This is a genomic window from Streptomyces sp. NPDC005004 (assembly GCF_053600675.1).
The window spans coordinates 103406-115953 of the sequence record NZ_JBSGAH010000010.1 but is presented as its reverse complement, the minus strand read 5'-3'; the positions used below and the strand labels follow the sequence as shown (position 1 = coordinate 115953).

At 60.8% G+C, this 12548-nt stretch carries 7 protein-coding genes and 2 pseudogenes; 6 read left to right on the top strand and 3 right to left on the bottom strand.

Going from position 1 to position 12548, the window contains the following annotated elements:
* Positions 1 to 16 precede the first annotated feature (16 nt).
* The 5 genes and pseudogenes from ACWEEU_RS16500 to ACWEEU_RS16480 all read left to right on the top strand — a co-directional run.
* Positions 17 to 425: pseudogene (locus ACWEEU_RS16500) on the top strand (transposase); the annotation flags it as partial.
* A 1260-nt stretch (positions 426 to 1685) separates the two neighbouring features.
* On the top strand, positions 1686 to 2651 hold the full coding sequence (locus ACWEEU_RS16495; RefSeq protein WP_385742295.1) for a DNA adenine methylase: 966 nt from the start codon (positions 1686 to 1688) through the stop codon (positions 2649 to 2651).
* Positions 2652 to 2696: 45 nt separating this feature from the next.
* Positions 2697 to 3395, top strand: coding sequence for an HNH endonuclease signature motif containing protein (locus ACWEEU_RS16490; protein WP_451732927.1), 699 nt, complete (start codon positions 2697 to 2699; stop codon positions 3393 to 3395).
* A 264-nt stretch (positions 3396 to 3659) separates the two neighbouring features.
* Positions 3660 to 3857: pseudogene (locus tag ACWEEU_RS16485) on the top strand (IS3-like element ISAar45 family transposase); the annotation flags it as partial.
* 138 nt (positions 3858 to 3995) lie between these two features.
* Positions 3996 to 4379, top strand: coding sequence for a DUF6083 domain-containing protein (locus ACWEEU_RS16480; protein WP_385742299.1), 384 nt, complete (start codon positions 3996 to 3998; stop codon positions 4377 to 4379).
* 987 nt (positions 4380 to 5366) lie between these two features.
* Here the strand turns inward: ACWEEU_RS16480 and ACWEEU_RS16475 are convergent.
* The 3 genes from ACWEEU_RS16475 to ACWEEU_RS16465 form a co-directional block, all read right to left on the bottom strand.
* A complete protein-coding gene (locus tag ACWEEU_RS16475; protein ID WP_451732924.1) occupies positions 5367 to 7901 on the bottom strand; it encodes a DEAD/DEAH box helicase in 2535 nt (844 codons plus the stop codon).
* Positions 7898 to 9715 carry a site-specific DNA-methyltransferase gene (locus ACWEEU_RS16470; RefSeq protein WP_451732921.1) on the bottom strand — a complete coding sequence of 606 codons (1818 nt, stop codon included), beginning with the start codon at positions 9713 to 9715 and terminating at the stop codon, positions 7898 to 7900. The genes ACWEEU_RS16475 and ACWEEU_RS16470 overlap by 4 nt, the downstream gene beginning before the upstream one ends.
* Before the next feature lie 789 nt (positions 9716 to 10504).
* Positions 10505 to 11599, bottom strand: coding sequence for a DUF1152 domain-containing protein (locus ACWEEU_RS16465; RefSeq protein WP_451732918.1), 1095 nt, complete (start codon positions 11597 to 11599; stop codon positions 10505 to 10507).
* 85 nt (positions 11600 to 11684) lie between these two features.
* On the opposite strand from ACWEEU_RS16465, the gene ACWEEU_RS16460 reads away from it, so the two are divergent.
* Positions 11685 to 12425 carry a GntR family transcriptional regulator gene (locus ACWEEU_RS16460; RefSeq protein ID WP_451732915.1) on the top strand — a complete coding sequence of 247 codons (741 nt, stop codon included), beginning with the start codon at positions 11685 to 11687 and terminating at the stop codon, positions 12423 to 12425.
* Positions 12426 to 12548 lie beyond the last annotated feature (123 nt).

Genomic DNA, 12548 nt, shown 5'->3' with positions numbered 1-12548 from the left:
AAATCGTTGATTCTGCCCCCCCCCACGGGTGCGGCCGCAGGGCGGCGGGACGTAGGACACGCCTGACGCGACGTTGTTTGCCGAGATCATCTACGTGCCGGTCAGCGGTCGTGCCTGATGCCAGCTTCCCCGCCTGCTTCGGGATACCGAGGTCGACCGCCCACCCTGTGGACCGAGGCAAACCGGGTTCCAAGATGCCCGTCCTGTCGGACGCCAACGGCCTGCCCCTGGTCGTCGGCGTCTCCGCCGCGAACCCGCACGACAGCCAGGGTCTGAAGCCGACGGTGGCCGGTCTCCACACGAGAAGCGACCCCTGTCGCTGCCGACACTTCAAGGCTCAGCCCACCCATGCGGACAAGGCTTACGACGTGCCCCACCGCAGCGAACGATCAGGCCGCCACCGCTGGGTGATCGAAAGGACGATTGGTCGGTGATCCGGGTCCGCCGCAGACTTCGAGAAGCGGGAACGCAGCCGCTCGCACAAGCAGGTCAGAGTCCGTTTCAAGCACCCCTTGGCCCGCATGAAAGGCCGGAAGGTCTTCCGCCACTGCACACTGAAAAGTGACGGCGTGCACCAACGCCATTCCGCTAGCCGTGCAACAACCTGGCCTTTCTCGGACTCAGGGCAGCACTCTGCTGCCCTACAAGCGACTCCGGCTTGACCCGTAACCCTCTCGGAGGCGGCGAGCACGGGCGGGTGTGGTGCCGCTTGTTCGTCTCTCGGCGCCATGACCAACTTGCCGAAGCATCACGGGCTCAACCCGCTGAAGGAGCTATCCATGACGGCTCCGACGCCGTAGTCACTCCATCGCAGCGTCCTTCACCCAGCCGTGTGGCCTCCCTCAAGACGACGGTGCCACCACAGGTCGGGCCGCCACTGCCGACGATCGGCAAACGGATCAGGCAGAGTGCGCGCGCGGTACACGGCGTCCAGGCACACCACTTGACGCTTCAGCTCAGCGCGAGCCCGGTATGGCAACCGTTGCAGGACTTCCTTCAGCACGTCGCGGGCGTGTCGCACATCGTCGAAGGAACAGCCGCGGCAAGAACACTCGGAGTCCTCGGGATACAGGGGCCGACGCCCTGGTGGTTCGAGGAACTCGCGATATCTGCGCAACGCGCGTGCGGTAGCACCGGGGTAGACGTAGTAGTCGTCCCCGAGCCTCTCCACGCAAGCTATCGCCAGGCTGGTGCGAGTCGAGAGCCCATGGATCCGCACCGGCGGCGGTCCCTCCCCGAGGCGGGAACGCCTGCGCTCGGCGCGCAGGGCGCCAGGCCGTCTACGCGGCATCAGCCTTTCGGTATGCGGTCATGACCGCCATCATGCCAGCCCCCACACCCCCGTAGCCTGGAGTGACGGGACAGCCCTTCGTCCGTATCACCGAGTAGGACACGGTCTAACGGTCTAACGGTGTCTATGCGCCAGTGGAAAGCTACTTGGTTCACTTGGGCAGAATGTTGTATTTGCGTTTAGCGGACATTCTCTCAAGCTGTTATCAATTGAATCGAATTGGGTGTTACTGCGCACCAGCCGGACCGGCTTGGCGATGCGGTCGCGCTGAGCAGGTGACCGGGACTGTCCAGCTCTTTTAGGCTGGACGCAAACCGATTGGTTATTGGGCGGGCGCTGGCGACCTTAGCGGTTTAGTCTTAACCGGCCAGGCCCGCACGGTACACTACGGTCCATGACCCTGGCATCTCTGGATACTCCGCAAGCACCTTGGAAAACGGATGGCCCGCGCACCGTACCTCAGGCATTCCCCTATCAGGGAAGCAAGCGCATTTTGGCCAGTCGGATTCTTTCGCTTTTCCCCGACGGGAAAGTTGGGCGACTGGTGGAGCCGTTTGCTGGGTCTGCTGCTATCTCGGTGGCTGCTCGTCACTACGGTGTTGCTGACCGGGTGAGTATTTCTGACGTAAATGCACCTCTAATGGGACTTTGGCGGATGATTGCCGAGCACCCGGAGGAGCTGATTGCTTCGTACACGCAGATGTGGCATGAGCAGCAGGAGGATCCGCGTTCGTACTATCTGGAAGCCCGGGAAAAATTCAACAAAACGCAACAGCCGGACCTTCTCTTGTACCTCCTTTGTCGATGCGTCAAGGCGGCTGTGCGATACAGTAAATCTGGAGCATTCAACCAAGGGGCCGATCATCGACGACTGGGCGCCCGGCCGAAGGTGATGCTGGCGCGCATTCTTGCTACTTCGCGACTTATGGGTGCGGCAGAGATCAGCACCGGCTCGTACGAGGAGTCCCTGGTAGGCGCGACCCGCGATGATCTCGTGTATATGGATCCTCCTTATCAGGGAACAAGTGACGTCCCGGATCACCGATATCTCAAAGGGCTCACGCGTGAAATTTTCGCTGAGACATTGCAGAAAGCCGTGAGTAACGACGTTTCTTTCATCGTGTCGTATGACATGGTGACGGGTGACAATAAGTACGGTGCGGCGTTGCCGGACGAGCTTGGGCTCACACATCGTCATGTTGTTGCCGGCGTGTCTTCGCAGGCTACTTTGCAGGGTAAGAAGCAGGTGACGGTGGAGTCCTTGTACGTTTCTCCTGCACTTTTGCGACGACTCGGTGGCGTCGAGGGGCTCGACCGGCGGCTGGGGTCTCAGTCGTGGAGCCAGGACAGTCTGATCTAGCCCTCTGATCTAGTCTGACAATCATCTTCCGTCTATAGTCTCGCCATGAACTATAGTGAAGAATTCATTGCTTGGATTACTGCTCTCCCCATGTCGTCGCGGGCTGCTAAAGCGCGTGACCACCTGCTTGAGTTCGGCTCTCTGACGACCGAACAGCTGACGGCGATGGGCTATGTACACCCCCCTCGCGCTATCGGTGACCTGCAAGATGCGGGGGCGACTATTGCCAGGCAGAATGTAAAGAATTCCGCCGGTAAGAGCATCCGTCAATATACTCTGGTAGAGGAAATGACCGCCGGCAAGGCTGGGCGGGTGAACATTCCTAAGAAATTCAGAGACGATCTGAACCGAGAGTTCGACAATAAATGTGGAATCTGCAACGGGGTTTTCGAGGGTAGGGAGCTGCAAGCCGACCATCGAATTCCATTTATTGTCGGCGGGGACAAGTCGGAGTTGCGGTTGGAGGACTATATGCCTCTGTGTGCATCCGATAACCGGTCAAAGTCCTGGTCGTGCGAACATTGCGCCAATCTCTCTGTGAAAGATGAAACGGTATGCAAGAGTTGCTTCTGGGCGTCCCCGCTGGAATATACGCATGTCGCCACTCGTCAAGAGCGAAAGCTTGATATTGTTTTCCAGGGCATGGAAATAGAGGTTTACGAATCTCTGAAGGATGAGGCAAACTCCCGCGGGGAGTCTGTCGGTGATTTCGTTAAGCGGATGCTCGGGGGTCGCGATTTTTGACACGGTGCTTCCTGAGCGGCATTCCTTCATTCTGAGCTACTTCACCTGGTGATGCCCGCGCCGCGCAGGGATTTTGCCTTAAGAGGTCGGCGTAGCGACTTTGGTGCGATTGAGCATGGCCTCGTAAGCCTCCGGCGCGGCGGTGGAGTCTGCTGCACGATCGGGTGACATCTGAACTGGCTTGCCCTGCAGGGCGGGTGGGAATCGCGAGGAACCAAGGCCCGGGCGTGACGGTCGAGCAAGTGGCCGCCGACCTCGGACGCGCGATGCCTCCACTTCCACAGCGCTCGCGGATCGCGGTTCCCGTCACGGAAGTTCGTCCGGACACTTGATCAACACCGGATCGTCGGCTCCCTGGTCAGGGTCGGCGCGGCAGGCGACAACGCGGCGATGGAATCCTTCTTCACCCTGCTGCAGAAGAACGTCGTCGACCGCCGGACCTGGGCGGCGCTTCGGCGTGTATCGGCCTGGCTTCATCGGTCCTTGGTTGCTAGGTGCACCTGCCGGGTTGCATCACGTTTCTCGAGTGATTCCCCGCCTCAGCCGCCCCGTCCGATTCGCGCTCTACGCAGGGGACGCCGAGGTGCGGACCCTCGGCCTATGGGGGCTTTGGAGAAGGCATCGCGTCGGCTGAATGGCGGCCAGTCCCGCTGCCCATTCTGCGGCTTGCCGCGAGACCGGGTGGCCACGCTGGAGCACGACTGGGTGATGTTGGAGCCGAACATGGCTCCCTTGGCCCATACGGTGCCGGCGGAGTACCGGTGGATCGAGCTCTCCGATGGGAGGGTGACCGTGTACGGCGTGTGTCCGCCCGATCAGTTCCAGCGGTGCCGCATCGAGCACCGATTGGCTTGCCCGGCGCAGGCGCTGCCGGATCTCTGGCCGTGGCTGACGACGCTCCGCGGGGAGAACGGGCGCCAGGCAGAACGGCAGAACGAGCCCGAGCCGCCTCCGCCCGCTGAGGAATGGCCGGACGTCGGCTGACGGGCACCGCAGAAATGGCAGTCTGACCTGGGGCGATGCCCCAAGAGCTTGTCCACCGATAGTCCGCAGACCCCGTCCGAGGCTGCTCCCAGGAGAGCCCCCGGCCTGACGCGGCGATGCGCATGCGCAGGCATTTTCGTCAGTTGGATGGGCTGACCTGGGTAATCGCTCGGCCGCGACCGGCTCTCCGCCGACCCACCGACGAGCCGGATATCGCAGGCGAAGGTGATCGTGAGAGGTTTCCTTCGAAACTTACCGAAAGGCTCTTGACTTATGGCGCCTGGTGAGGATCGTAGTTAGTAGCCCATAACACCGAAAGAGTTGCAAAGTCGATGAAGACGTCTAGTCGGCGAAGTGACTTGGACAGGATGTGGTTCAGGCCCCCAGCAAGCCGGCGCGATACCGAGACGACAGTGACGACTGAAGTTTCAGGACACGCGCAGTACTACTGGGGACTGTTTTTTGCCCTCAAGGTGTGGCCACTGCACTGTGCTCCACCGCGACGGTCAGCCGACCGAGATCAGCTACGGCGGGGCACCGCCGGTGAACCAATCGTCAGGCTCCTGGACTTGTCCGGGGGCCTTGCCGTTTGCCGGGGCTGACCTGGGCAGACGCGTCAAGATCCCGCCCACGCCTCGTCCACGGACCCCGACACACGCCCGCCCCGGACGGCACACGCCTGCACATACGCGAAGACCCCGGCCGCAGCGTTTCCGCTGTGAACGGGGTCTTTGGGCACCTCATACTGGGTGCCCCCGGCAGGATTCGAACCTGCGCACACGGCTCCGGAGGGCGATTGCGCTAGCCGTATTACTGCTAGTCACGGCGCTGAACTGGCGTACTGGATATCTCTTTGTCCACTGCTAGTCCACGGCTACTCGCATTGACCCATCGAGCAACATGTGGTCCCGCGGCTAGCAGTGGACTGAATCAAAGTCCTCCAGGGTCTGCAGGCCCCAACGCGGGTGACGGGCTGGATTGTGCCGGCTACCGGTAGGTTTGAGCCCCACTCTTCAGCGCGGCCCACGTTGAAGCACTGGCGATCACGGACTCGCTGGCCAGGATATAACCCCACGTTTCCTGGACTTCCTGACTTGAGTTCACCGTGGAAACCCATGCACGGGCCGCATCACGCTTGGCCGCTACAATCGGATTGGTCATCTCTGTATCGGCCTTGCCCTCGACTAGCCAGTAAACTCCTTCATTGTCGATGACAATGAAGTCGGGCTCGTACTGTCTTTGGATGGCGCCGACCAAGTAAGTGATGCGTATAGGGACAGTCTCGTTTATCCGTACCCAAGCCGAGACGCCCGAACTAATCTCGAAGAGCGAAGCGAGATTGAACTCAGTTGAGTACGCATCAAATGAGTTGACCTCGTACACGGATTTCGCCCATCCATCATACGGATATCCGCGAACAAAATCCCTGCTGCTGCCAACAATGTGCCGGTCCGCCGGCGGACGGGGCTCTACACGGTCCGACGGATCGGGCCAACGAACGTGCGTAACTTCTTTGACCTCACGCGCCGGGCTTGAGGTCTGCATCGCGCCAATCCATTCGGCCAGTCGTGCCGTCGCCAGCCTCCCGTGTTCGGTCCGCCAGGGGGTCTGCTGAGTCACCCCGGCGCCAGCGAGGAAAGCTCGCGCTATCCCCACTGCAGCATTGGCTTCTGCGACTGTAGCCGCTATTCCATTTGTAGATAGAAGCCGTTTGACCAAGTCGGTTTCTATCGTGTCAAAGGCGATGGCGGTCTGGGTAGCTGCCACGGATTCTGTCTGATCCGTGATAACAGATTTCACCCGACCCTGCTCATCACGCTGAGCATCAAGAGCCTTACGGGTCAGGGCTGGAGCGTCGTCTTTCGAGAACTGTCGCCCAAGCGCTTCCACATCAGCGTGATTAATTTGCGTAAGCGTGAAGGGGTCTCGCTCCCAACGCGTCGTGACATGAGGTAGATAAAGAGGGATTTTGACGCCGCCAGGAGAGCGAGGATGCAATCTGCGAGTCAAGGTAGCGGTGGAGGCCTCCGCTGCAATTACTCGGCTAGCCACTGTGGCCAAACCGATCCCCACATGGCTCACGTGCGGGATGGTCTCTTGAACGTCGAATAGGCCTGGTTGAGTTGAGTCGGTGGCTGCAGGTCCGGGAAGTCGAATCTCAATCGCGGATACACCGTCACTGAGAGCGCTAGATAGAAGATTTGCATCTTCTCGGATAGGAAGTCCGGGGGTGTTCTTCCCGGCTATGGGGTTGATTACGATAACCCCTTGCTCAGTACGCTCACCCAGTGTCTGCTCGAGCAATGCCTTGGCCTGCTTCAGCAGGCTAGTGAAGGATCGGTGAGATAGGACCTCAACAGTGTCAAGCATTGGATTACCAGTGCGACTCCCGAACGGAAGCCGCATACCTCGACCTAGTATCTGCTCAGTGAGCAGTTGGGACTCCATTGCACGGACAGCAGCAATGACGTAGATATTTTTGACATCCCATCCCTCCTTGAGCATGGATACCGAAACTACGGCGCGAATCGGAGATCCGGGAGTCTCAAGGGTGTCGAGCAGAGCAAGCGTCTTGTCAGGCTCTTCGCTGGTTACCAGCAGAACCTTATCTTCGCCATCTAGGAAGTCAGAACTCGCCAACATGTCTCGTAGGCTTGTGGCTTCCTCGATGGTTTGCGCCACAACGAAAAGGATTGGCTCGACATACTCCTTTCTGGTGCTCTTGCAATAGTGCCGCATGGCACTTTCCTTAGCGTTCAGGAGAGCGACTCCGTCTGCCATCTGTGTCCGCAGGTCACTGATGTTATCCTGCCGGGATACCAACACCGGAATCTTGACATACCCGTCGGCAATGGCCTCAGACAGCGGATACCGGAAGACAACTTTGTCGCGCGTGGCGTCGTGCGGAGTGGCTGTCAAGCCTACTAGCGCGAGCGGACGCATGTCGTCAATCGCTTGCTGAAACTTCTTCGCGTTTCCGGAGAAGTAGACGTGATGCTCGTCCGCTATGACTATGAGGTCCTCAGTTGCTCGCAGGTAGTCATAAAGAGTTTGGCCGAGTGTTTCGTGCGGTCGATGCGCGCGGTAGGCACTGCGGGTATTAGGGCGCAGGAGCGATTGCACAGTAAAAATGAAGACTTTGAATCGATCCGTTTCCTCTAGAGCATTGCCGACGTCACCCCGCTCCAAGGTGTCGAGAGTAATGACCATCGGATTTGACTGAAGGCCGCGCAGATATTTGGGGTGACCTGGCGTCAGGTTAGCAACAGTTTTGTTTTGAATTGTCGTACCCGGAGTCACGACTACGACGTTACGTACTCCCGACTCGTACAGGTAGTCCAGCAAAGCGCCGGCGATGTAGGTCTTGCCAACGCCTGTAGCCAAGTCGGCGATCATCTCGGTGCCGTCTGCTGCGTCGTCCAGTCTGCGCGCGAGAGTGTTTAAAGCGGCCTGATTTGGAGCACGCAAATCGAGCGTATGTGCCACATGCTCAACGAGATGTGCATCGTAAGGAATGCTCACAGCTCAACCCCCCCACGGCGGCGCATGCGTCGCGCCGCACTAGTCAGTAGATCCCTAGGAGCCTTGTGTATGCGAGAGCCGCGGGAGATCTTCGCTAGTGCTTCTTCAGCGCCAGGTAGAATGACCTTGGCTACCACCGTTGCCCGTTCTCGTTCGTCTAGCCTGGAAACGAGATGCTGGATTTCCTCAGGCCCGATAGCTCCATCGAAGACTGCGAGTTTCATCCGACCTCGCACACCGCAAAATGGTGCGTCTCCTTCGATCCATTCAAAGCCCAACTGGCCGGCCACCGCCCGAGAGAACTTCCCATTCGTTGCCCACTCGGTGAGCATTACGCCGTATCCGGTTACCTCATACATGGAGGGGCCGACCGCCATTGATCTGAACGCTCCGCCTCCAGACCAGAGAATTTCCGCTCGCTTCTTTTTCCGGCCGAGTTGTTGCAGCTTCTTAAGTGTTTCCTCTAGGCCGGAAGCTTCACCACTTACTACACCAGCAGATATGGCGGCCTTGAGCGCCTTGTGAGCGCCCGCGAAGTCGTCAGAGGTCATGCCCTCGGGTAGATCCGCAACAGCGGACTCTTCGACTATCCGGCGGCTGATTCCTGCCTCATCAGTGCCGTCGATAACTCGACGCAAACGAGGGATGATATACGCATCGACGCTTTCGTGGCTGACGTCGGCAGTCACCCATCTGCGCCCCATCTTGTGGGCTACAGCAGCAGTGGTGCCAGAACCGCCGAACACATCTAGTACGATGTCTCCAGGGTTAGTCGCCATCTGCATTATTCTTTCGAGCAGCGCTTCCGGCTTTTGAGTGTCGTATCCAACGCGTTCTTTGGAGGAGTTGCCTACGCGTTGAATATCATCCCAGAGGTCCCCAACTGCAACTCCGCTATCCTCGTGCAGATACCGCTTGAATTTGGGAACCGTGTCATCGCCCTCGGGCCAGTGGATGTAGCCTGCTGTATCTAGTAGGTCCAGACGCTGGCGCGTAGGCAGCGATTCCGCATCGCCATCGTTAATTCCGGGCACGGTGGGCGCTGCCCAATGCCGTCCACGCCCGGGCGGCTTACGCCCTCGCCATACCTCGCCTGAATCACCACTTCGAGCGCCGGGCGCGCTAAGGTCGCCAAGCATGTAGCGGCCCTGGTGATCTGAGAAACGGTATTCTGTAGCGAGATGCTTCTCGGTCATCGGTAGCAGGACTGGCTTTAGCGAACCGGAATCCGTCTTGCTGTATATGAGCAAGGTGTCACACATGGTGCCCATACCGCGCCGGGCGGATGATTTCCCTTGGGTTCGCTTCCATATGACTTGATTCAAAAAGGAACCCGCGCCAAATATTTCATCCATGAGGCAGCGCATTCGATGCACTTCGGCGTTATCAAGATGTATCCATATGGTGCCATCAGGGGCGAGTAGATCCCTTATGAGGAATAGCCGATCCCGCATGAATGAGAGCCACGTTGAGTGCTCCATCCAGTCATCGTAATGCGTGAAAACCTGGCGCGTGTTAAAGGGTGGGTCGATATAACAAAGCTTGACCTTCCCTCGATATTCCCGGCGAAATTCTGGAACTTCCGCGAGGATTCGCAAAACGTCGAGGCTGTCGCCGGTTATGACGAGGTTGTCGGCGTGTGGCGCCAAGTCGTTGACCTTGCCAAAAGCGTCTGTGAAGTCGGCTATGCGTACTTCTGATGCGGCTGGGTGATCTCGTGGCACCCAAAGGGGCTTGCCGGTATCATCTTTGGGGGAAAGAAGGAATTGATCCTTATTGGGCCACAAAAGTTCAAGCTTCGTAACCTTGTTCATGTCCCCACTCCCCGCGGTCGGCCCGATGCTGTAAGAGCACTGGTGCGGCGTCCTCCCCCGACGCTCGCGGCCTTACGAGCCGTCAAGTACGTTGCAGGCCTACCGTATCGGCCTCGTGTCGATCTAGGCGAGTCGTCGGCGATCTTATAGTCCGCGATCACCTTGGTCAGCGATGTTCGGCTGTCGGCGCCAGGTGCGCCCAGCGCCTAGGAGTACGTGAGTTGCTTCGGCAGGATGCACCCTCCGCTCGCATCAAGCGGTAGCTCTCAGACGGCAACTGATGGGCGCAGGATGTCTGATTCGTGCTTCGCGCCGGTCCCTTCGAACCTGAGGGTCCGATGAGCGCTAGCTCACCACTTCCCCCCCAGGTCCCATCCCGTCTGCCGTCGGCCCACACACCGTGGAGCAGGCGCGGCGCCTGGCGTCCAGGTGGAGCGCGCCACTGTACGAACGACCTGGACGCCAGGTGCTGTGTCTGCTCGGCTCTGCCTGGGCCGACGGCAGACGGGATGGGACTTCCCCGCGCACGCCACCACTCCGCCGGCACTCGCGAACGGCGCCCCCGCCATCTCGGAGCCTGAGCGCCCCCGCCGGAGGCATGCTTTGACCGTCAGCCACCTTCTACGGTGCTCGGCTCATGGCCACCGGCCCTATCCACATGTGGGCGCGCGTCGGCGCAGCCCGCGCGGAGCGGGCCGAAGGCAGGAGCGTCGCGCGGAGCGGAGCCGGGAAGCGCGCCCGGCGGAGCGGAGCGCAGCCGGGGCTTGAACCCGTGAAGAAGGTTGTAACTCAGTCGTCGGATGGGATGCGCCACAACGGAGCTGCGTACTGTTCCGGACGGCTGCTGATGAGCAGTTGACGCAGTGCGTCCCTGTAAGAGCCGCTGAGGTTCAAGGCCTCGGTGATGTGGCGGAACGTCGTGTGGGTGACTCCGCGGGCTCGGGCCTCACTCTGGAACTGGTCGAGCCGAGACAGCACGTCGTCGCGGTCCAGCTTCGTCGGGGGCCGCTCAGTGAGCCATGCTGCCTTGTTGCGTTCGTAGTCGATCTCCGAGAAGCCGCAGATCTCGCGGCTGTATGCCTCGGCCTCGTCCAGGGCGGCGGTAGTCATGATGGCGCGGGCCAGTCTGTTACGGCCGACCGCGTCGTCCAGGTCGACTTCGTGGACCGTGGGGCCTTCGTCGGTGAGAGCTACTGAAAGGCCAGAGTCGCGCACCTCGCAGATGCCGCGGGCTCCTCGGGCTGTTGCGGCGAGCATGGCGGTGGCCTCTGAGGGGTGCCATTCCAGGATGCTGCCGATCGTCTCCACGTCCTCGGTCGTGAAGGTGTGGACGGGAGTGCCGAACAGAGGGCGCAGGTCGTCGGGGGAGATCTCGCCGTCCAGCCCGGGACCAGCAACCAGGAGTCGGATCGGGGCGTTGACCTGGCAGCAGGCGGCGAGGGTGAGGGCGTCGGCGAGTGGGCTCTTGAGGGTGGGTTCGTCGCCCTGGGCGAGGATGTCGCCGCCGACGTCGAGCAGATCGATGGATGTCGGCGCCAGGTGGGATACCAGCTCTTCGAGCTGGCGAGTGATGCCCTCGGCGCCGTGGTGCGGGTCGAGCAGGGCTAGGGTGTGCGGAAGCTCTGCCGCGAGTCGGGGGAGTGTGGAGCCCGCCGGGGCGATCGGCTGGGCCTCGGCCGGCACCGACCAGACGGACTGAGTGACGGGTTCGAGTCCCGTGAAGCTGTCGGCTCCCCGTGGTCCCGGGAGTGGGTCGATCAGGAGGCGGTCCCACGCGTACGTGAGGATCACCACCTGGTCCTCGTCGCCGTAGAGGGCGGCGTGAAGCATGGCGGCGGCGACTGCGTCGCCCCCTCCTCCTGCTGCGACGATCAACCGCATCATGCGCTCAGAGTACGGGTTCACGTGTTGGCCACTCACCCTATAGTGGCCAAAGGCCATAGCCACTTAGGCGAGGAGGGGAGGGGAAATGCCGCAGATCGAAGAGACCCAGCCGAAGTATCTCCAGATCGCCCACTACATCCGTGACCAGATCCTTCGGGGGGACCTGCGGCCGGGGGACGAGGTTCCCTCGGAACGGCAGCTCGCCGCGGACTGGAAGGTGTCCCGGCCCACGGCTGCGCGGTCGCTAGAGGCGCTGAGCCATCAGGGCCTGGTCGAAAAGCGCCAGGGCTCGGGGACCTACGTGCGCAGCCTCGAAGTGAACCGGCGTGCACGGGAGTTGTACGGACGCGCACGGCAGACCGGGAAGATCTACACGCCCGGAGAGTATGCGGTGATCACCTCGACCGGTTGGCTGGAGGCTCCGGATTACGTCGCCCAGGCGCTGGGACTGGTGAAGGATCGCCGAGCCGTGCACCGCCGGCGGGTGACGAACAACCAGGACGGCCCGATCAACCTGTCCACTTCGTGGTTCGCTGCGGATGTCGGTCAGCGGGCACCCAAGCTCCTGGACCCCGAGCGGATCCAGGAGGGGACGCTCATGTACGTCGAGCGGATGACGGGACGTCAAGGCAGTTACGCGGAAGACCGGATGTGCGCTCGGGCTGCCACGGACGAGGAGGCGGACGACCTGCGGTTGGAGCCGGGGTCCGCGGTCCTCATCGTCCATCACGTCGTCTTTGACCTCCAAGACCGGCCCCTGGAGTTCGCCGAAGCCACCTACCCGCCGCACCGCTGGGCGTTCGAGCAGGGCTACCCGCTCACCTGACGACGACTCGCCAGTTCCGGCGAACCGCTTGCACCTCTCAAGTGGCTAATGCCACTATCCAGGAAGTGGCCAAGGCCACTTGAGGAGAAGGGGGCACGACGTGACGAGTCGGCGGCCGGTGCA

What these genes read in the sequence shown, in the direction of transcription:
- ACWEEU_RS16460 (WP_451732915.1), top strand. Translation starts at nt 11,685, where the DNA reads ATGCCGCAGATCGAAGAGACCCAGCCGAAGTATCTCCAGATCGCCCAC.
- ACWEEU_RS16465 (WP_451732918.1), bottom strand. Translation starts at nt 11,599, where the DNA reads ATGATGCGGTTGATCGTCGCAGCAGGAGGAGGGGGCGACGCAGTCGCC.
- ACWEEU_RS16490 (WP_451732927.1), top strand. Translation starts at nt 2,697, where the DNA reads ATGAACTATAGTGAAGAATTCATTGCTTGGATTACTGCTCTCCCCATG.
- ACWEEU_RS16480 (WP_385742299.1), top strand. Translation starts at nt 3,996, where the DNA reads ATGGGGGCTTTGGAGAAGGCATCGCGTCGGCTGAATGGCGGCCAGTCC.
- ACWEEU_RS16470 (WP_451732921.1), bottom strand. Translation starts at nt 9,715, where the DNA reads ATGAACAAGGTTACGAAGCTTGAACTTTTGTGGCCCAATAAGGATCAA.
- ACWEEU_RS16495 (WP_385742295.1), top strand. Translation starts at nt 1,686, where the DNA reads ATGACCCTGGCATCTCTGGATACTCCGCAAGCACCTTGGAAAACGGAT.